Source organism: Hydrogenophaga sp. (assembly GCF_965657535.1).
Classification (GTDB): domain Bacteria; phylum Pseudomonadota; class Gammaproteobacteria; order Burkholderiales; family Burkholderiaceae_C; genus Hydrogenophaga.
On sequence record NZ_CBFHOP010000004.1, the window covers coordinates 40,536 to 60,844 of the forward strand.

The 20,309-nt window shown below is 62.9% G+C and carries 18 protein-coding genes; 9 read left to right on the top strand and 9 right to left on the bottom strand.

The window, feature by feature from the left end:
* Window positions 1-143 precede the first annotated feature (143 nt).
* A complete protein-coding gene (lpxC, locus tag ACTG4K_RS07785) occupies window positions 144-1,067 on the top strand; it encodes a UDP-3-O-acyl-N-acetylglucosamine deacetylase (RefSeq protein ID WP_439113631.1) in 924 nt (307 codons plus the stop codon).
* A gap of 8 nt (window positions 1,068-1,075) precedes the next feature.
* Window positions 1,076-1,252, top strand: a complete 177-nt coding sequence (locus ACTG4K_RS07790) for a hypothetical protein (RefSeq protein WP_439113632.1) — start codon at window positions 1,076-1,078, stop codon at window positions 1,250-1,252.
* A 118-nt stretch (window positions 1,253-1,370) separates the two neighbouring features.
* Here ACTG4K_RS07790 and ruvC read toward each other — a convergent pair whose 3' ends face one another.
* The 8 genes from ruvC to ACTG4K_RS07830 form a co-directional block, all read right to left on the bottom strand.
* Complete coding sequence (gene ruvC, locus ACTG4K_RS07795) at window positions 1,371-1,919, bottom strand: crossover junction endodeoxyribonuclease RuvC (protein ID WP_439113633.1); 549 nt, start codon at window positions 1,917-1,919, stop codon at window positions 1,371-1,373.
* Window positions 1,916-2,902 carry a phosphatidate cytidylyltransferase gene (locus tag ACTG4K_RS07800; protein ID WP_439113634.1) on the bottom strand — a complete coding sequence of 329 codons (987 nt, stop codon included), beginning with the start codon at window positions 2,900-2,902 and terminating at the stop codon, window positions 1,916-1,918. The genes ruvC and ACTG4K_RS07800 overlap by 4 nt, the downstream gene beginning before the upstream one ends.
* Window positions 2,903-3,520, bottom strand: coding sequence for a lysophospholipid acyltransferase family protein (locus tag ACTG4K_RS07805; RefSeq protein ID WP_439113635.1), 618 nt, complete (start codon window positions 3,518-3,520; stop codon window positions 2,903-2,905).
* Between the two features lie 130 nt (window positions 3,521-3,650).
* Window positions 3,651-4,436: a transglycosylase domain-containing protein gene (locus tag ACTG4K_RS07810; protein WP_439113636.1), complete on the bottom strand. Its 786-nt coding sequence runs from the start codon at window positions 4,434-4,436 to the stop codon at window positions 3,651-3,653.
* Window positions 4,437-4,448: 12 nt separating this feature from the next.
* Window positions 4,449-5,300: an energy transducer TonB gene (locus ACTG4K_RS07815; RefSeq protein ID WP_439114023.1), complete on the bottom strand. Its 852-nt coding sequence runs from the start codon at window positions 5,298-5,300 to the stop codon at window positions 4,449-4,451.
* Between the two features lie 56 nt (window positions 5,301-5,356).
* Entirely contained in the window at window positions 5,357-7,426 is a 2,070-nt protein-coding gene (locus ACTG4K_RS07820) for a ribonuclease catalytic domain-containing protein (protein ID WP_439113637.1), read from the bottom strand.
* 41 nt (window positions 7,427-7,467) lie between these two features.
* The gene (locus ACTG4K_RS07825; RefSeq protein ID WP_439113638.1) at window positions 7,468-8,079 is read right to left on the bottom strand and encodes a YqiA/YcfP family alpha/beta fold hydrolase; all 612 of its coding nucleotides are present in this window, start codon (window positions 8,077-8,079) and stop codon (window positions 7,468-7,470) included.
* Between the two features lie 65 nt (window positions 8,080-8,144).
* The gene (locus tag ACTG4K_RS07830) at window positions 8,145-10,313 is read right to left on the bottom strand and encodes an Ig-like domain-containing protein (RefSeq protein ID WP_439113639.1); all 2,169 of its coding nucleotides are present in this window, start codon (window positions 10,311-10,313) and stop codon (window positions 8,145-8,147) included.
* A 224-nt stretch (window positions 10,314-10,537) separates the two neighbouring features.
* Here ACTG4K_RS07830 and ACTG4K_RS07835 point away from each other — a divergent pair, with 224 nt between their 5' ends.
* The 7 genes from ACTG4K_RS07835 (at window position 10,538) to ACTG4K_RS07865 (ending at window position 18,780) form a co-directional block, all read left to right on the top strand.
* Window positions 10,538-11,197, top strand: a complete 660-nt coding sequence (locus tag ACTG4K_RS07835; RefSeq protein ID WP_439114024.1) for a LuxR C-terminal-related transcriptional regulator — start codon at window positions 10,538-10,540, stop codon at window positions 11,195-11,197.
* A 68-nt stretch (window positions 11,198-11,265) separates the two neighbouring features.
* A complete protein-coding gene (locus ACTG4K_RS07840) occupies window positions 11,266-13,071 on the top strand; it encodes a sensor histidine kinase (RefSeq protein ID WP_439113640.1) in 1,806 nt (601 codons plus the stop codon).
* A gap of 36 nt (window positions 13,072-13,107) precedes the next feature.
* The gene (rodA, locus tag ACTG4K_RS07845) at window positions 13,108-14,262 is read left to right on the top strand and encodes a rod shape-determining protein RodA (protein ID WP_439113641.1); all 1,155 of its coding nucleotides are present in this window, start codon (window positions 13,108-13,110) and stop codon (window positions 14,260-14,262) included.
* 77 nt (window positions 14,263-14,339) lie between these two features.
* Window positions 14,340-15,800, top strand: coding sequence for a metalloprotease TldD (gene tldD / locus ACTG4K_RS07850; RefSeq protein WP_439113642.1), 1,461 nt, complete (start codon window positions 14,340-14,342; stop codon window positions 15,798-15,800).
* Window positions 15,801-16,012: 212 nt separating this feature from the next.
* Complete coding sequence (locus ACTG4K_RS07855) at window positions 16,013-17,146, top strand: 3-deoxy-7-phosphoheptulonate synthase (protein ID WP_439113643.1); 1,134 nt, start codon at window positions 16,013-16,015, stop codon at window positions 17,144-17,146.
* A 171-nt stretch (window positions 17,147-17,317) separates the two neighbouring features.
* Complete coding sequence (locus ACTG4K_RS07860; RefSeq protein ID WP_439113644.1) at window positions 17,318-18,382, top strand: hypothetical protein; 1,065 nt, start codon at window positions 17,318-17,320, stop codon at window positions 18,380-18,382.
* Window positions 18,383-18,459: 77 nt separating this feature from the next.
* Window positions 18,460-18,780: a hypothetical protein gene (locus ACTG4K_RS07865; protein WP_439113645.1), complete on the top strand. Its 321-nt coding sequence runs from the start codon at window positions 18,460-18,462 to the stop codon at window positions 18,778-18,780.
* A gap of 44 nt (window positions 18,781-18,824) precedes the next feature.
* On the opposite strand, the gene mpl is transcribed toward ACTG4K_RS07865, so the two are convergent.
* Window positions 18,825-20,267, bottom strand: coding sequence for a UDP-N-acetylmuramate:L-alanyl-gamma-D-glutamyl-meso-diaminopimelate ligase (gene mpl, locus ACTG4K_RS07870; RefSeq protein ID WP_439113646.1), 1,443 nt, complete (start codon window positions 20,265-20,267; stop codon window positions 18,825-18,827).
* Between the last annotated feature and the right edge of the window lie 42 nt (window positions 20,268-20,309).

Consider the following 20,309-nt stretch of genomic DNA (forward strand, 5'->3'; position numbering starts at 1 on the left):
CCCCCAGGGGGCAACACCTGCGGCCCGGCAAAGCCGGTTTCGCGGTGTTCCCGAATGGGGGCACCTCTACCTGTGCGTTAGGGCAATCGTCGGAATAGTTTTCCTCTCAAGCGCGAACTTGCTCAAAAAATTAAAATCATCAAATGCTCGCACAACGGACCCTAAAATCCTTGACCAAAGCCGTCGGCGTGGGCCTGCACAGCGGTCAGCGGGTGGAGTTGACGTTGCGCCCCGCACCGCCCGACACGGGCATCGTATTTCGGCGCGTGGACCTGCCCGAGCCGGTGGAGATTGCGGTCACAGCCACGTCGGTCACCGACACCCGGCTGGCGTCCACCATTTCCAACGGCGGTGTGAAGGTGCATACCATTGAGCACCTCATGAGTGCGGCAGCCGGGCTGGGACTGGACAACCTGTACGTGGACATCACGGCCGAAGAGGTGCCCATTCTGGATGGCTCGTCGGCGTCATTTGTGTACCTGCTGCAAAGCGCGGGCATCGTGATGCAAAAGGCACCCAAGCGGTTCATTCGGGTGACACGCCCGGTGGAGGTGCGCGAGGGCGAAGGCAGCAACCTCAAGTGGGCGCGGCTCGACCCGTACCACGGCTACAAGCTGAGTTTCGAGATCGAGTTTGACCACCCAGCGGTGAGCTCCACCGGGCAGCGGGTCGAGTTCGACTTTGGCAGTGGGACCTACGCCCGGGAAATCGCGCGGGCCCGGACCTTTGGTTTCACCCGTGATGTGGAAATGATGCGCTCGCACGGCCTGGCCATGGGCGGTGGGCTGGACAACGCGATCGTCATGGACGACGTGAAGGTGCTCAACGCCGACGGCTTGCGCTACCAGGACGAGTTCGTGAAGCACAAGATTCTGGACGCGATTGGCGACCTGTACATCGTGGGCAAACCGTTGCTCGCGGCCTACAGCGCCTTTCGCAGTGGGCACGCCATGAACAACCAGCTGTTGCGTGCCCTGCTAGCGCAGCCCGATGCCTACGACATCGTCAGTTTTGAGCGCGACCGCGACGCCCCCACGGGTTTTGCGCAGCTCGCACCGGCCTGGTAAGCGCAGCCATGCTGCTGTTTCGCTTCGCCCTCTTCTTTTTGCTCATTGCCGCTGGCGTGTGCTTTGCGTTCTACATCGGCACCGGCAAAGCGTACTTTCGTCAGTGGGGTCTGATCATTTTGAAGTGGACCGTGATCGCCGCGCTGGGCTTCTTCGGCGTACTCATTCTGGAGCGGCTGCTGTAGGCACAACCCAGTGCCCGGTGCGCGATGTGCCCAACCCTGAGCACCGCGGCACCGGCTTTGCTTCGCTGCATATGGTGCCAACCTGCGGGTAACGGCCTGAAAGGCCGGCGCAGTGCCGTCAATAACTCCGACCGCCTTTGTAGGCTGCGTGCGTGCGGGCCTGCAGCGCACTGACCTGGTTGATGGCTGCCACCGAGCGGGCCACTTGGGCGTGGGTGATGCACAGGCCCAACGCGTCGGCGGCGTCTTTGCCGGGCAGGCCGGGCAACTGCAGCAAGCGCTTCACCATGTCCTGCATCTGCGCCTTGTCGGCGCGGCCATAGCCCACCACCGCCTTTTTCAGCTGCAGCGCGGTGTATTCGGCCACACCCAGCCCATTGGCCACCAGAGCTGTGAGGCAACAGCCCCGCGCCTGGCCTAGCAGCAGCGTGGCCTGGGGGTTCACGTTCACAAACACGATCTCGCAGGCCGACACCTCGGGCTCGTAGCGCTTGACCACCTCGCTGATGCCGTCAAACAAAATTTTCAGCCGCTCCGGCAGCAGAGCGCCGTCTTTGGGGCTGGTTTGTATGGTGCCGCTGGCGACGTAGTGCAATGCCTGGCCTTCGGTGTCGATCACGCCGAAGCCGGTACATTGCAAGCCGGGGTCAATGCCGAGGATTCTCATAGGAAGGTCCAGCGAACCGAGTGGAAAAATACTGGTGCCGCAAAACAGAGCGCGTCCACGCGGTCCAGCAAACCGCTCGCACCGGTGACCGAGCGCCCGGCGGAGCCCCAGTGGGTCACGCCGCGATCGCGCTTGATGGCCTTCATGACCAGGTGCCCCAGTGTGCCTGCCACGCAAGCGACCAGCGCCATGCCCAGCGCCTGCAGCGGCTTGAACGGTGTGAAGCCCGAGAGCAGGGCGCCCAGCAGGCCACCGGCCAGCAGCCCCCAGGCCCAACTGCGCCAGTGAAAGCTGGCGCTGATGGCTGGCGCCGCCGGACGGTGGAGACCGCGCGCCATCAGGTGCTGCACCAGCATGCAGGTTTGCACCACCAGCACCAGAAAGAACACCAGAAAAGCCTCTCGGCCGGCGAAAAGGGGAAAGTCGAGCAGCAACAACGCGGGCACATGGCTCAGGCCGTATACGCACACCATGATGCCCCACTGCAGCTTGGCGTTGCGTTCCAGGAAGCGCTGCGGGTCGTTGCCCAGCGCACTCACCACCGGAATGGCCAGAAACACATAGACCGGAATGAACACGGTGAACAGGTTGAAGTGCTGGGTCCAGACCAGCGCGTATTGCACCGGCAGCACAGTGAAAAAGGCCAGCACCAGGCTGCGGTGATCGCTGCGGCGGGTGGGCGAGAGGCTGATGAATTCGCGCAGCACAAAAAACGAAATCAGGCCAAACAGCACAATCGCAGCACCGTGACCCAGCGCCCAGCCGACCCAGAACACCAGCGCCATCAGCCACGAGCTGCGCAGCAAGGCATGGTAGTCCTGCAGTCGCTGGGTGCTTTCGCTCAGCACCGCCTCAATGGCTTTGCGTTCACGCAGCGAAAGCAACACCCCCGCGCCGCTGGCCAGCAAGAGCAAGCCAAACACCAGCACAAACAACAGGCTGACCTGTTGCTCGGGGCTGAGGCTGCGCAGGAAGGAGCCCATTCAGACGTCCCTCAGGGCCATCACGGCGGCTCGGGCGCGGCTCAAAAAATCGGCGCGTGGCTCGTCAACCCCCATTTTTACCGGCTCGCCAAACGTGACCGAGCACAGCACCGGCACAGGCACCACCTCGCCCTTGGGCATGACGCGCTGCACGTTGTGAATCCAGGTGGGCACAAGCACCACGTCGGGAAACCGCAGGGCCAGGTTGTAGATGCCGCTTTTGAAGGGCTGCGGGTCTTCTTCAAAGCCCCGTGTGCCCTCGGGAAACAAAATCAGGGAATCGCCGCTGTCCAGTGCGTTGATCAGCGGTTGCAGCGGGTCTTCGTCGCCTTTGCGCTCGCGCTCCACGTACACCGCGTTGAACACCTCGGTGGTGATCCAGCGCTTGAAGAGGGACGCCGTCCAATAGTCTTTGGCTGCAATGGGACGGGTGATGCTGCGCAGCGACTGGGGCAGCGCAGCCCAGATCAGCACCAGATCGGCATGGCTCTGGTGGTTGGCAAAGTAAATGCGCTGCTCTGCCTTGGGTGGGCAGCCGTGCCAACGCGCTTGCGCACCCGTGAGCAGACGCACGAGACCCAGCAGAAACAGACCCATGGCGCGGGCACGCCAGTTCATGAAAACCCTGCAACAAGGCCAAAAGCGCACGGTGAACGTGCCCTGCCCGTCACAACCGCAGAACGGCCCCCGATCGGCCGCAGGCTTCGCCTGCCGCCGATGGCAGGGCGTAAAGCGCTGTGGGGCGTGTTCATGGTGCGCGAACGTCGCCCATGCGGGCCACGATGGTGCTGGTGCGCCGGGCCAGGTAGGCCGAGTTTTGGCGGGTTTCAAAAAACTTGGGGCTGGGCAGCATCACGGCCAGGCGTGCGGCTTCTTGCGGGCTGAGCTTGGCAGCGGGCTTCTTGAAATACCGCTGGGCAGCCGCTTCAGCGCCAAAGACACCTTCGCCCCACTCCACGCTGTTGAGGTAGATTTCCAAAATGCGTTGCTTGCTCAGCAGGGCTTCCAGGGTGAGCGTGAGCAACAACTCCTGGCCTTTGCGCAGCAGGTTGCGTTCGCCCGAGAGCAGCAGGTTTTTGGCCAGTTGCTGGGTGATGGTGGAGCCGCCAATGATTTTGGCGGGTTTGATAGCCTTCACCGCCGCCTCGGCAGCTGCGGGTTTTTTGGCCAGTCGGCGTTCAATCTGTTCGGCGCGTTGGGCCGCCTGCTCCTGGCGACGTTCGTTTTTCTTCCAAGCCGATTCGATCGCGGTCCAGTCCACCCCGCCATGGTTCGCAAAGCCGGCGTCCTCTGACGCCATGACCGCGCGCTTGAGGTGCGGGCTGATCTGGTCGTAGTCGACCCACTCGTGCGACCAACGCCACGCTGTGTTGCTGCCAACACTGGCGCCTGCCATGCGCCAGGCCTCTGAGCGCATGAACGCCGTGCTGTGTGGGTCCACCACCACCATGAGCGCCACGCGCAGCACAAAGAAGATCTGTAGTGCCACGCCGGCCAGCAACACCCACAACACCCAACGTCCAAGTGATTTCATGGCAGCGTGGTCTTATGGGCTGGAGAGCTGGGTTTTCAGCGTCTCGTCGCGGGTGAACCGAAAGCGCGAAACGACCACGATCTGGTCGGCCCGGCGGCGCATGCTGTCGCTGAAGCGGCCAAAGTCGAGTCCGCGCACGATGGCCTGGGCCCGGCGGTCCAGCGTCGCGTTGCCCGACGGTTGCACCACTTCGGTGTGCAGCACGTTGCCGCTGTGGTTGATGGTGATGATCATGGTGAGCTCGCCATAGAGTTTGCGACCGCCAGCTTCAGGGAAGTTGCTGGTGCCCCGGTCTTCGATCTTGCGGCGCAATTCGTCGTAATAGATGGCATACACCTCTTCCCGTGTGGCCGGGCTGATGTAGCGCTTCTTTGGGCGCTCGTTTTCTTCGTTGATGCGCTTTTCAATTTCGGCCAGGATCTTCACCAGTGCCTGGCGTTTCTGCTCGCGTTCGACCGCGGCCGGGTTGGGGCTCACCGCTTCCAGGTCGGGCGCAGGCATGTTGGCCAGCTGTTTGCGCACCTGTGCCAGGATCTGGTTTTGCCGTTCCTTGAGCGCTTCAATCTGTTGCTCGTCTTCTTCGGTGGTGTCGCCCAGGCGGGCCTGCGTGTTGGGGGGCAGCGGTGACGTGGCACGGCCTTTGGCTGCGTCGCCACCGCCAGCCAGCGAGGCCTGGGCAATGGCTCGGGCCTTTTCAGGGCGCTCGTCGCTCTTGGCGTTGACCAGAATGACCTCCAGCGGCGTGTCTTGAAACACCCGGTTGAAGCCTTCCGGGTCGACAAAACGCACCGTCAGCAAGCCCGCATGCACCGCCACCGACACAGCCAGCGCGAGTTGCAGCGTGCTCAGGTATTTGAAGAACATCAGGACCGTTTTCACGCCGAAATTATCCTTGCTGGCCGGGGTGCTGCCGGACGCGCCTAGCTGGCGTTGTCGGTCGGCGCCGCTTCGCCCGGTGCGCTGGCGTCGTCCACGTCAATCGCCAGCGCCAGCGGGGCTGCCAGCGCCTCGTCGTCTTCTCCGGTGTCGCCGTTGTCTTCAGGCAAGTCCGCCAGCACAAGATCTAGGCGCTCGATCACCGTGCCGTGAATATCCAGCGTGATGTCGTCCACCTCGCCCAGCCGCACGCGCACATGGGTGCCACGGGGCAGGCCATCGGCACCCATCACGGGCAACACCAGCGGCAGGTTGTCGGCGCGCACCAGGTTGTCTTTGAACAGCGTGGCGGTGACTTCGCTGAGTTGGTTTTGCTTCAAGTATTGCAGCGTCCAATAGCGCTCCATGCCGTTCTGGAAACCGTTGTAGGCCGAGTAAGCAGCGTCAAATGCACTGATCACCGAAAACAGGTTGGCGTCTTTGGGTTTAAACGGCGCGGCCAGCGCAGCGGTTTTGCCATGGCGCACGCAGGCAATGATCTGCCACTGGTTGACCATGTCCACGTAGCGGCGCAGGGGCGACGTGCTCCAGGCGTAGCTGGGCACGCCAATGCCGGCATGCGGCTGCGCTTTGGTGCCCATGCGCACCTTCACGCCCGGCTGCAGGCTGGCCTGGCTGCGGTAGATGCCTGGCACGCCGCATTCGGCCAGCCATTGGCCCCAACTGCTGTTGGCCAGAATCATGGCCTCGGCCACCATCAGGTCCAAAGGTGCGCCGCGCGAGCGGGTGCCGATGACCACCCTCTCGTCGCCCGCTGGCTCATGGCCTGCCACGCCTTCCAGGCGGAAGGTGTAATCGGGCCGAGAGAAGTTTTCGGGCTTGCCGCGCACCACCTCGCGCTGCGCCTTCAGGTGTTGTGCCAGTCTGAAGATGAAGGCCAGTTGCGGCTGCAGCGCTTCGATGTGTGCCTCCGCAATGGCTTCGCTGGCGGGCGCTTTACCCGTCAGCCAGTCTTCGGTGATCACGGTGTCCAGCTTGTCGTGGCGCAGGTTGTGGGCAATCGACACCCGTTCCAGCACGGTGCGGCGGTCTTGGATGGCCAGCGTGGCTTCGTCCAAGGTGACGTACAGCGACAGCGCCGGGCAATCGCGCCCGGCTTCGAGCGTGTAGGCCTGCACCACGTCGTCGGGCAGCATGGTGATTTTGTAGCCCGGCATATACACCGTGGACAGGCGATTGCGTGCCACCTGGTCGATCGGGCCGTCGGGCAGCACCGCCAGCCCAGGCGCCGCAATGTGAATGCCCAGCGTGACGGTGCCACTGCCCAAACCTTGAATAGAGAGCGCGTCGTCGATCTCGGTGGTGTGCGAGTCGTCAATCGAAAACGCCTGCACCGGCGCCAGAGGCAGATCGTCGGCAATGACCGGAGCCTGCAGTGCCGGAAAGCCCGTGCCTTTGGGGAACTGGTCAAACAAAAAGCGCTGCCAGTGAAACTGGTAGGCGCTGGAGATGGCGCCTGCGTTTTGCAGCAGCGCCAGCGGCGCGGTGTGGCTGTTGCGGGCAGCTTCCACCACCGCCTTGTACTCGGGCGCGTTTTTGTCCGGTTTGAACAAAATCTTGTAGAGCTGCTGGCGCACCGGCTCGGGGCATTGCCCGCTGGCCAGCTCGGTGGCCCAGGCTTCAATTTGCGCCTGGACCTGTTTTTTCTTCTCGATCGCGGCCAGCGCTTGCGCCAGGATCTCGGCCGGGGCTTTTTTGTAGCGGCCTTTGCCAGCGCGCCGGAAATAGTGGGGCGCGCCGTGCAGGCACAGCAGCGCTGCCACCTGCTGCTCGGTGCCCGCACTGGTGCTGAAATATTCGCGCGCCAGGTCGGCAAAGCCGAACTCTTCTTCCGGAGCAAATTCGTAGGCCAGTTCCAGCTCCATGCTGTCGGCCAGCGCGGTGGCGGCCGGCATGAGCTGGCTAGGTGCGGGCTTTTCAAAGCGCAGCAAGGCGTTGGCTGCCTTCACCTTCACGCGCTTACCGGAATCGAGCTCAACCTGGAGCGAGCTTTCGGCCTCTGACAGGAGGCGGCCGGTCAGCAGTTTGCCGGCTTCATCAAACAAAATGTGCATGCGCGAGATTGTCCCATGCGGGCGGTTTTGGCCCGGCGGAATCAGTTTGTGAGGTTCAAAAACCCGAACATCGCGTCGATGTGCTCGTCAAAGTCGCTGATGGCGTGGTCGCTGCCCGGCAGCAGGCGCACCGCGCCGCCGGCGCAAAACGCCAGCATCTCGCGCCAGTCCAGCACCTCGTCGCCCTGAGCGACGATGGCCCATTGGCGCTCTGGCGTGGCTGGGTGCAGCGGTGCCAGTCTGGCTATGTCGCCTTCCAGTGCGATCAGCTCATCCACAAAATGGGCGTGGAAGAAAAAATGCGCGTTTGGGTCGTGCCATGCGGTTTGCTCGCCAATGTAACGGCGCAAATCGCGCGCTGGCTGCACCGCCGGGTTCAACAGCACGGCCGTGCAGCCAGTTTGCAGTGCGAGCCAGCGGGCATAGAAACCACCCAGTGAAGACCCCACCACCGCCATCGAGGCCTGCGGCCAGTTGGCAATCCCTTGCATCACCAGCGCCATGGCTTGCAGGGGTGAGGGCGGCAGCTGCGGACACCACCAGACCACGCCGGGGTGCTCCGAAGCCACCCGGGCGGCCACCTTTTGGGCCTTCATAGACTGGGGCGAAGAACGAAAGCCATGCAGGTACAGGAGGTGTGTGGTGTGGGTCATGCATCCATGATAGGGACGAAAAAAAGCCCCGCAGCCGCAGGGCTTGCCGAAGCAGTGGTGGCGCTTCAGGGTGCGATGTCGAGTTGGTAGAGGGCGTAGAAATTGGCGTAATCTCTGCCGGCAGCGTCGCGGGCGAAAAGATGCAGCCCTGTGAGTCGGGTATTCAGCGCGAAGCCCGGCCCCCCATCGAAACAATGGTCGTCGCCAATCCCTTGAACCGAGCAAGGCACCATCACCTTGCGCACGGTTGAGCGCACGTCCACCGAATCGGAAAAGTTGAGGCTGGTCGGCGAGCGACCGAACAGCGTGATTGATGTGGGAGGGAGCTGCCCAGTACCCACAGACCAGCCGTCGTTACCGGCTCCCGATGAGATGTCAGCCGTTTCACCGTCTACTGAGTCGAAGACGATCTGCCCCGGGGCAGATTCCAGCGCTGTGCGGGCACCGGATTGGATTTCGGCGATCAGGTCAGGGGTCAACTGGGCCAGCCCCTGGGTACGCAGTTCTCCAACGGTCAATGCTCGGGCACGGTTTTTGAAATACTGCACGACAGGGGTGACCCGCTCGTCCACGCCGTTGGACAAACCGTCCAGCCCCGGGATGTCCACCGTCGTGTAGTACTCCATCTTCCAAGTGCCCTGCGATGCCGTTGCCGCCAGTTCCGCCTCGGTGCGGTCGGCGGCCACAAAGAACAGCGAGGGGTCCACCGTGCGCGGGTGAGGACGGCTGGCTTCGCCGTCCACATACTCGCTGCGCAGGCGAACGAAGCTGGTGCCCGTGACGGTTTCTGTGGGCCCGTTTGTTTTGACCAGACCCAGGAAGCTTGACGCGCCGCTGGGTTTGAGAAGCAGTGTGGCACCAGTGGGTGTGGTCACGACCACGCGATCGAACAGGTTGCCGCCGCTATTGCGCTGGGTGTTGGGCACATCCGTCACGTAGCCGGTGCTGAAATAGTCGTAGGCTTGTTGGCCCAGCGTGATGAAGTTTCGACGCTGCTGGTAGGCTTTCACTCCGCCACCGAAGCGGTATTGGTTGCCGATCAGGCGAAGCTTGCCGTCCCCATCGTCTTTCAATACAAAGGTGTCATAGGTTTCGTTTCCCCCAGCGTCACGGCTCTTGTAACCTGCCACGATGTCACCGTTGCTGCGGGTGAATTCGTACGTGCCCTGACTGAACACCACGCTGGTGGCGCCGCCACGGAACAGGCTGGCAAAGGCGCCGCGGTTGTCGCCGGTGCGGCCCACGCGTCCTCCGCTGCTTAAGAAGCTGGTGGGGTCGTTGCCTGAGAACACGGCCAGGCAAGCGGCGCCGGTGACTGCGGTGGCATCGCCGGTGCGGTTGTTCGGCTCGTCGGAGTCCACCGCGCCTGTGACGCGCTGGTCAACCGGCAGTGCATAGCAGTCAGAGAGCTCTCTCAGGAACGTAGCGATCTTGGCCGACGTGCCATCTGCGACGAGGGTGGTCGAATTGATCGCAGGCAAGGGCGCCACGTTGGCCGTGTCACTGCTGAAACTCAGGCTGGTGGGCTGGTCGCCGTCGGCCAGGACTTGTTTGACTGTGATCTCGATGTTGGTCGAGGACGCGCTAGCCGGCAGGAAGGTGATCTTGACCGAATCCAGCAAGCGGTCGTAGCCGGTACCGTTGGTGCTGAACGTTCCGGTCAGTGGATCGAAGCTGGCTGTGCTGGTGGCCGCGAGCAAGGGGGCCAGGATGGCCTGGACCTCGGCCACGGTGTCGGCCACCGCCTGCGTTGAGATGACTGCGTCTCCGGCGGCCAGTTCGCTGGCCAGTTTGGCCGGGTCGCCTGAGGGGGACAGTCGCGAAGCGATCAAAGTGGTGATGGGCGTGATATTGGCGGTCGTCACGTTGGCCGATGCAATCACGCTGACCAGCGATTGGGTGTCGCCGTTGGCGTCGGTGCGGCTGGCCACCAGCACGAAGGGTGCCACGGCCGCCGCTGCCAGCGTGATGCTGTACGTGCCGTCGGCGCCGACGGGCTGGCTTTGGCCGACCGTGATGCCTCGGCTGTCGATGACGGTGATGACCGCGTCTGTGAAGGCAGCACCGGTTGCCGCGATACCCGACAGCGTGACGACGGGATCGGCCGGGAGCTTGTCGCTGCCACCGCCGCAGCCGGCGACGGTCATCAGGGCTGCGCTGGCCAAGGCCAATGACAACTTTGCAAATTCTCTTTTCATCAGAAATCTCCTGGTTTCGTAAACATCAATTCGCATTCAAAATGTCGAACCAACGGAACTATTGAACGAGCGATCTGCGGGAAGGTGTATCCCATAAATATGGGATTTAGGTCTTGAGTTATCGTTTTTTGGGGGTGCGTTCTGTTTGGTGTATTCCAATGTCTATATGCTTAGAAGCCGAGGGGCGCGTTGCGTGTCTCGCTTGGTGTCTGGAGACCCATCTGGTGTGGCATGTATTGATTGTTGAGGACGACCCTCAAATGCAGGCGTTTTTTGCTAGCAGCGTGCTGCGCTCCGATCGGCTGGCGCTGGCCGCGTGCTGCGGCTCAGTCGAGTCTGCCTGTGGTTTCCTGGATGTTTTGTCCCACCCGGTGGACGTGTTGCTGACCGACCTGGGGCTGCCCGATGGCAGTGGCCTGGATGTGATCCGCCATGCCCGGCTGCGCCATCCACAGTGTGAGGCGCTGGTGATTTCGATGTTCGGGGATGAAGACAATGTGCTGGCTAGCATTGAAGCGGGCGCCTTGGGCTACATCCACAAGGACGCTACACCCGATGACATTGCACAGACCATTCTGGACATGAAGGCCGGAGCCTCACCCATTTCTCCCATGATCGCGCGAAGGGTGCTTTCAAGGTTTCTGGCGCTTCAATCCGGTCGTGATGGTTTGACCAAGGAGTCTGTGCCCGCCTTGCAACCACTGGCGATGGACGCTAAGCGCGTGCTCTCGGCGCGTGAACAGGCGGTTTTGGGGCTGATTGCGCGCGGCTTCTCTTACAACGAGATCGCCCGCCTGCAGTCGGTGAGCGTGCACACGGTGCAGACGCACATCAAAAGTTTGTACAGCAAGCTCGCTGTGCATTCGAAAAGCGAGGCCGTCTACGAAGCCACGCGCATGGGCTTGCTGCCCCCTGACTGATGCGCCAAACGCGGTGGACTGGACTGTGCCTCCATGGCGCCGTTTCAGGCGTGCGGGTTTTATCGCTTTTGTGTCTTGCACTGTGGGTTGCCTGGGCGCAGGCCGATCCGCTGACGCTGACGCTGACCCAGGCGCAGGCCACCGTGACGGTGCGGGGCGAATCGACCGAAAAGTTGGTGGTGCTGCCGTATGTGTGGGACAGCAACCACAAGGGCGCCCAAGGCGAGGCGGCATTCAAGCTGACCTTTGACCTGCCGCAGGTGCCCGTTGAACCTTGGGGCTTGTACGTGCAGCGCATGGGCAATGCCTATGAAATTCGGCTCAACGGACAACTGTTGGATCAAGGTGGCGACCTGAGCCGTTTCAACCAGGGTGACGCGGGCCACATGCCGCGCCTGCTGAACATCCCGGAAGCGACTTTGTCCAGGCACAACGTGCTGTCGGTTCGTATTCGGGCCGATGTCGGGCGGCACGGGGGGTTGTCCAAGCTGGTGGCTGGGCCGGTGGATGAGGTCTATCCGCTGTTCAAAAAAGCGCATCTCTGGCAGAGCACAGGCACGTTGCTGGTGACCGGCTTCAGCCTGGTCGTGGGGCTGGTGGCGCTGGCCCTGTGGGCTACCCAGGTGCAGCTGGGGCCGAACGGGCAGGTCCGGCGCGATCCGCTGTACCTCTACGCCGCATTGGCCGAGCTGGCTTGGTCGCTGCGCGTGGTCAACGGTCACATCGAGTCGCCGCCCCTGCCGTGGCCCTGGTGGGGTGTGCCGCCTGTGGCGGCGCTGGGGGCTTGGGGTGTTTTCATGGTGTTCTTTTGCATGGAACTCACCGGATGGCGCCGAAGTGCCTTGGTGATCGGCTTTCGGCGCTGGTTGCTGCTGCTGTTGGTGCTGGGACCTGTGGTGGCCGTCTGGGGTTTGGGCTGGGGTCATTCCTTGGTTTTGACGCTGTGGTACGGCACCCTGGGTGCGAGTTTTCTGGGTTTTGGTGTCTGGTTTGTGGTGCACGCGGCCCGTTTGTCTGGGCTGCAGCAGCGTCTGGTCTCTCTCGCCGTGGTGACCAATGTGCTGGTAGGTTTGCGCGATTTGTATGTGTTTCGCATCGAGCCTGCTTACCCCAGCAACTCGCTGTTGTACTACGCGTCGGTGCTGTTCGGCCTGACGCTGGGTTACGTGGTTATCGCGCGTTTTCGTGCCGTCAGCGCCGAAGCTCGGGAGCTTATGGGCACACTGACAAGCCGCATGGCCGAGCGGGAACGGGAGCTCAACGGCAGCTACCAGCGGCTGGAATTTCTGGCGCGCGAGCAAGAGCGCGCTGCTGAGCGCACCCGTATCCTGCGCGACATGCACGACGGCGTGGGGTCCCACATCAGTGCGGCCATTCGGCAGCTGCAATCGGGGCGTGCGCGCGACGAGGACGTGCTCCAAACCCTTCGAGACTCGATGGATCAGCTCAAGCTGACGATCGATGCCATGAACCTGCCGCCTGGTGACATCACCGCGCTGCTGGCCAACCTGCGCTACCGCCTGGAACCACGTTTTGCAGCATCTGACGTGGAGTTGCAGTGGGCCGTCGATTGGCTGGAGCCGGTGGAGCGTCTGGATGGGCTGGCCATGCGCCAGCTCCAATTCATGGTGTTCGAGGCGCTGTCCAACGTGCTGCAGCATGCGCAGGCTTCCTGGCTTCGAATCGAGGCTGTCATGGTGCCGTCCTTCATCCGTATTCGGATCGAGGACAACGGCCAAGGTTTTGACGTCGCCGCGCTTCCCCGCAAGGGGCTGGTTTCCATGCGGGAGCGCGCCAGTGCCATTGGCGCCACGCTCGCTGTGTCCAGCGCACCGGGCCGGACCGTGGTGGAGATCCTGATTCCCGTGGGCTGAAAAGTGCCTTCCCCCATTGGGCTGGATAATTGCCATATGGCCGCCGCTTTTGACAAACCCAACCTGCTTCAACGCATTGCACCCATTTTTCAGGGTTTTGATCTTCCGTTGGCGTTGGCCGTGTTGCTGCTGGCCGGGCTGGGCCTCATGACGATGTATTCGGTGGGCTTTGACCACGGCACCCGTTTTGCCAACCACAGCCGCAACATGCTGCTGGCGCTGGGTGTGATGTTTTTGGTGGCCCAGGTGCCGCCCCAGCGCTTGATGGCGATGGCCGTGCCCATGTATGTGCTGGGTGTGGCGCTGTTGCTGGCGGTGTTTTTGTTTGGTATTGAGAAAAAAGGCGCGCAGCGCTGGCTCAATGTGGGCATCGTCATTCAGCCCAGTGAGCTGCTCAAAATTGCCATGCCTCTGATGCTGGCTTGGTGGTTCCAGCGGCGTGAAGGCCAGCTCAAGCCGCTCGACTTCGTGGTGGCCGGCTTGTTGCTGGCGGCGCCGGCAGCGCTCATTTTGAAACAGCCCGATCTGGGCACCACCCTGCTGGTGGTGGCATCGGGCCTGTTCGTGATCTTTTTCGCCGGCTTGAGCTGGAAGCTCATCGTGCCGCCCTTGCTCATTGGTGCAGTAGGCATCATTATTTTGATTGCCATGGAGCCGCAGTGGTGCGCCCCGGATGTGGACTGGAAGGTTTTGCGTGAATACCAGCGCCAGCGGGTTTGCACGCTGCTGGACCCGTCCAAAGACCCACTGGGCAAGGGCTTTCACATCATCCAGGGCATGATTGCCATCGGTTCTGGTGGGCTGTGGGGCAAGGGCTTCATGCAGGGCACCCAGACCCACCTGGAGTTCATCCCCGAGCGCACCACCGACTTCATTTACGCCGCGTTTTCAGAGGAATTTGGGCTGATGGGTACCCTGGGTCTCATGGTGGCGTTCATTTTCCTCGTGGTGCGCGGCCTCATCATTGCGCTGGAGGCGCCCACGTTGTTTTCCCGCCTGCTGGCCGGTGCGCTCACGCTCAACATCTTTGTGTACGCCTTCGTCAACATGGGCATGGTCAGCGGTATCTTGCCTGTGGTGGGTGTGCCGCTGCCTTTCGTGAGCTACGGCGGTACAGCCATGATCACGCTTGGCGTTGGGCTGGGCATGTTGATGGCGATCGCCAAGTCCAAGCGGCTTATGCAGTCTTGAGCAGTCGCCTCCCTCTGGCGCCTTCGCGCAAGACCATGCCCCCGGCGCGCCCGGCCGGTCCTTCATACAATGGCGCCATGATTGCACGTGAACCCACCTTGGCCCGTCTGGCCAGCGCCCAGAGCCTCTTGCTCGATCCCTATGGCCTGAACACCGCGCACCTGCAGCGTGCGCTGGGTGAAATCATGTCGCACGGCGTGGACGACGCCGACCTGTATTTCCAGTACACCCGCAGCGAAGGCTGGAGCCTGGAAGAGGGCATCGTCAAGACCGGCAGCTTCAGCATCGACCAGGGCGTGGGTGTGCGGGCCGTCAGCGGCGAGAAGACCGCTTTTGCGTATTCGGACGATCTGTCCTGGGACGCGTTGCTGGATGCTGCGCACACGGTGCGTTCCATCTCTGCCCAGGGCCAGGGGCGCAAGGTGCGCAGGCCTTCCACCAAAGTGGCCAAGTCGCGCTCGCTGTACCCGGGGCTGGACCCGATCAGCACGCTGGACAGCACCGCCAAAGTGGCCCTGCTGGAAACCGTGGAGCGCATGGCCAAGGCCAAAGATCCTCGCGTGGTGCAGGTCATGGCCGGGCTGGCCAGTGAATACGATGTGGTGCTGGTGGCCCGTGCCGACGGCACCATGGCCGCCGACGTGCGCCCGCTGATCCGCTTGTCGGTGACGGTGATTGCAGAACAGAAAGGGCGCCGTGAAGTGGGTTCGTCGGGCGGGGGGGGGCGCTTTGGCTTGGCCTATTTTGACGAGGCCATGGTGCAGCAGTATGTGGACGAGGCGGTGATGTCGGCGCTGACCAACCTGGACGCACGCCCGGCACCGGCGGGCGAAATGGTGGTGGTGCTGGGCTCAGGCTGGCCGGGCATTTTGTTGCACGAAGCCGTGGGTCATGGACTGGAAGGCGACTTCAACCGCAAGGGCTCCAGCGCCTTCGCGGGGCGTATTGGCCAGCGCGTGGCGGCCAAGGGCGTGACGGTGCTGGACGACGGCACCATACCGGACCGCCGGGGTTCGCTCAATGTGGACGACGAAGGCCATCCCTCGCAAAAAAACGTGTTGATCGAAGACGGCATCTTGCGCGGTTACATCCAGGACTCGATGAACGCCCGACTGATGGGGGTGAAACCCACCGGCAACGGCCGCCGCGAGAGCTACGCCCACGTGCCGATGCCGCGCATGACCAATACCTACATGCTCGGTGGCGACAAAAGCCCCGAAGAAATCGTGGCCAGCATCAAAAAAGGCCTGTACGCCGTCAATTTCGGTGGCGGTCAGGTGGACATCACCAGCGGCAAGTTTGTGTTTTCGGCCAGCCAGGCTTACTGGGTGGAAAACGGCCAGATTCAATACCCGGTCAAAGGCGCCACCTTGGTGGGCAATGGCCCCGATTCCCTCACCCGCGTGAGCATGATCGGCAACGACATGAAGCTCGACAGCGGTGTGGGCACCTGCGGTAAAGAAGGCCAGAGCGTGCCTGTGGGCGTGGGCCAGCCCACCTTGCGTATTGAGGGTCTCACCGTGGGCGGTACCGCCTAAGGGGCGCTGTAAGACGGGTGTCATGCCGTCTGTGCTACAGTGAACGCCTATGAAAACGCGTTTGGCTTTTGCCTTTTACTTTTGGTTCTCAGTCCTTGGCGGACGAGAGGCGAGGCTGTAAGCGCACCACCGAATCTCGATCAAACCGCCGGAGCAACCAGCCCGGCGGTTTTTTTTCACCTTTCGTTTGTATCAACCCGAGGAGTCCCTTGATGAATGCCCAAGCCAATCCCGTCAGCGCCGATGCCTGGCATGCCCGCCCTGTCGATAAAACCAGCCAGACCGACGACGAACGCATCAAGGACATCACGGTGTTGCCTCCCCCAGAGCATTTGATCCGCTTTTTTCCCATCGGCGGCACGCCGGTGGAGGCCCTGATCAGCCAGACCCGCCAGCGCATTCACAACATTCTGCATGGCAAAGACCAGCGCTTGCTGGTGGTGATTGGCCCCTGTTCCATCCACGATCCGGCTGCCGCGATCGACTACGCCCGCCGCCTGAAGCCGCTGCGGGACAAGTACGCCGACACGCTGGAGATTGTCATGCGCGTGTACTTTGAAAAACCGCGCACCACCGTGGGTTGGAAAGGGCTGATCAACGACCCCTATCTGGACGAAAGCTTCCGCATCGATGAAGGTCTGCGCATCGCGCGCCAGTTGCTCATTGAAATCAACCGCCTGGGCTTGCCCGCCGGCAGCGAGTTCCTGGATGTGATCTCGCCGCAATACATCGGTGACCTGATCAGTTGGGGCGCCATTGGTGCGCGCACCACCGAAAGCCAGGTGCACCGAGAGCTGGCCTCTGGCCTGTCCGCACCCATCGGATTCAAAAACGGCACCGACGGCAACATCAAGATTGCCACCGATGCCATTCAGGCTGCGGCGCGCGGTCACCACTTTCTGTCGGTGCACAAAAACGGCCAGGTCGCCATCGTGCAGACCAACGGCAACCCGGACTGCCATGTGATTCTGCGCGGCGGCAAGGCGCCCAATTACGACGCAGCCAGCGTGGCTGCTGCGGTGAAAGAGCTCGAATCGGCCAAGTTGCCAGCGCGCCTGATGGTGGACTGCAGCCACGCCAACAGCAGTAAGCAGCATGAAAAGCAGCTGGATGTGGCGCGCGAGATTGCGGGCCAGATCACGGCCGGCTCGCGCAGCGTGTTCGGTGTGATGATTGAAAGCCACATTGAGGCGGGTGCGCAGAAGTTCACGCCCGGCAAAGACGACATGGGCAAGCTAACCTATGGCCAGAGCATCACGGACGCCTGCCTCGGCTGGGGCGATTCCCTACAAGCGCTGGAGGTGCTGTCGCAGGCGGTTCAAACCGTCCGCCAAAAAGCCGGCTGATGTGACGCATCCCCCGTTTGTGCCCTCGGCGCGCGCGCTGGCGACGCTGCTGAGAGACAGCGCCATTGCCGGATACGCAGCCCCTTGATATTCTGCAAGGCGACGGGTCTGTAAACGGGTGTGCAAACAGGGGCTGGTTGGTCTGTGTGTTCGAAAATTGAGGGAATGTGTGTGGAACAACCGGTGCTGCGCCTGGGTTTGCTGGGGTTTCCCGAGTTGCTGAGTCAGCGGCTGGTGGCCTGGGCGGCGTCTCAGGCACAGCCGGGCTGGCCCGAGTGGCGCATCTGCGATCCGCACATGGCCGATGCCTGGATGATCTACGGTGAGTCGGTGGATGTGTTGGGGCGCGACGCGGTAGTGATTCGCCATCCGCACGGCACGGGCGAGCGCCTCACGCTCAACCGGGCCGAGGTGGACCGACCGCTGGCGTTTGCCAGCCCCTTGCCCGAAGGCTTTGCGTCAGCCGAGTTCTTTGAAGCCGATAGCGAAAAAAGTGTGCGCCAGCGCCTGCAGCGCTTTGAGGCATGGTTGCGTCCTTTGCGCACCCAGTTCGCGCTTGGCGCGCAGCTGGTTGAGCGCGTGGCTCAATACAAAGAGGGTATGGTCCACGTTACCCACGACAACAAGCTGCTGGCGGTGATCGATCTGGACCGCAGGCAGGTGGGGCTGCTCATTCCGGCGCGTCCGGTGGACCTTTCCATGGCCGAATGGGTGCGCCGCCCGGCCCAGCCCAACGACATCCCTTCGTCCTTCATCCGGCTGCCGCTGCACCGTGTCATGTGGACCTACGCGGTGCGCACCCTGCGCGATGTGCTGCCTGCACGCTACCGCCAGCAAACGATTTACCTGCGCCGGGTGCCTTCCATGCCGGCTCGCTGGTTCGACGATCTGCACCTGCTCATCATGCGGGAACTGATGGTGAAGCCCGCCACGCTGGATGCTTTGCATGAACGCACTGGTGCGCCTGCTGCCGAGTTGGCGCATCATCTGGCCTCGTTGTACTGCGCTGGCGGCATCACCAGCGACCCCGACAGCGCCCGGCGTGCTGAGCCCACGGTGCGCCGCGCGCTGGTGGCCATGCAGCTCGACCAAGCGCTGCCCGACACCCCGGTCATGACCCGTCCGGGTCATTCCGAGGTGTTTGCAACGTCCAGCATCCTCAGAGAGGCGCACCATTCGCCGCTGCGGGTATCCGGCGACCTGACCGAGTCCATGCCTTTGCCCGGTAGCCCCTGATCGCGTCAGCTTGCCGTGCTCAAGGCACAATGCAGGCAGTTTTCAGTACCCTGCACCGTATCCAAGGAGTTGTCCGCATGCGCAGTCAAGTGACCGTGACCTGGGGTGAGTCGTCCACCTACCGTTTTGATCTGGAGGAAGTGCAGCCCATGCCGCACGATCTGGCCCGCACTTGGCTGGACGAACAATTCATCTTTTTGGGTTGCGACCCGATCCGGTCAACCGGCAAGGTGCTGATGGCCGACAAGGTGTTGTGTGTGGCGCAGGCGGCTGGCGAAGAGCGCTTTCGGGACGAGGCGCACCGCCCCTGGGCCATGGCTTTTGCCAAAGCGGCCAGTGCCGCACTCGCCAAACCGGTGGTATCGGTTGACGTACGGGGCCAGGCGCTGTCTTTTTGATTGGCGCCCGCCGAGAGGCCGCGACCGGCAAGCTCGACAGGCGCTCAGCCCAATGCGGCCAGCAGGCGAGCATGCACGCCGCCGAAGCCGCCGTTGCTCATGCAGACGATGTGATCGCCCGGCTGCGCTGAAGCCACCACCTGGGCCACCAGTTCGTCCAGGTTGAGCGCCACTTGCGCACGCGCTCCCATGGGCCCCAGGGCTTCGGTGGCGTCCCAGTCCAATCCGCCCGCGTGGCAAAACGCGAGATCAGCAGCTTCCAGACTCCACGGTAGCTGGGACTTCATGGTGCCCAGTTTCATGGTGTTGCTGCGGGGTTCAAACACCGCCAGAATGCGCCCTGCGCCCCCTTGCGCCAGGCCCAAGCGCCGCTGGAGCCCGTCCAGCGTGGTTCGGATGGCGGTGGGGTGGTGGGCGAAGTCGTCGTACACCGTGATGGTTTGGCCTGCGCGCGCCACGGTGCCACGCACTTCCATGCGGCGGCGCACATTCTCAAAGCGGGCCAGCGCCTGGGCCGCCAGCGCCGGGGCCACGCCCACGTGTTCGGCGGCGGCGATAGCGGCCAGCGCGTTGAGCTGGTTGTGGGTGCCGGTCAGCGCCCATTCCACACGCGCCACCACCTGGCCGCGTTGCAGCACATCAAAAGCGTGCGCCTCGCCTTGTGCCGTGAAGTCGCTCACCGCCGCGCCAAAGCTGCGCAGTTCGCTCCACAGCCCCATGTGCAGCACCCGGTCCAGCGACTCCTCCAGTCCGTTGGCCACCACCCGGCCCGAGCCAGGCACGGTGCGCACCAGGTGGTGAAACTGGCGCTCAATGGCGCTGAGGTCGTCAAAGATGTCGGCGTGGTCGAATTCCAGGTTGTTCAAAATGGCGGTTCGCGGCCGGTAGTGCACAAACTTGCTGCGTTTGTCAAAAAACGCCGTGTCGTACTCGTCGGCCTCGATCACGAACACCGGCGCTTTTGCTCCGGAGCCACTGCCTGGCGAAGCCACCGCTTGCGGGCGCTGCGCCGCGCCCAGTCGTGCCGAGACGCCGAAATTCATCGGGACGCCGCCCACCAGAAAGCCCGGCTGCAGGCCTGCCGACTCCAGGATCCAGGTCAGCATGGCGGTGGTGGTGGTCTTGCCGTGGGTGCCGGCAACGGCCATCACGTGGCGGCCCTGCAGCACATGTTCAGCCAGCCACTGTGGGCCGCTGGTGTACGGCGCACCGGCTTCCAGGATGGCTTCCATGAGCGGAAACTTGGGCGTGCCGTCGGGGCGCCTGGCCCGGCTGACCACATTGCCCACCACATACATGTCGGGTGCCAAGGCCATCTGGTCGGCTTCAAAGCCTTCGATGAGGTCGATGCCCAGTGCGCGCAGCTGGTCGCTCATGGGGGGGTAGACGCCAGCGTCACAGCCGGTGACCCGGTGCCCCGCCTCGCGGGCGAGCGCGGCCAGGCCGCCCATGAACGTGCCACAAATGCCCAGAATATGAATATGCATCCAGCGATTTTAGGCGCCCATGCGGGTATGCCCGGTGAAGCC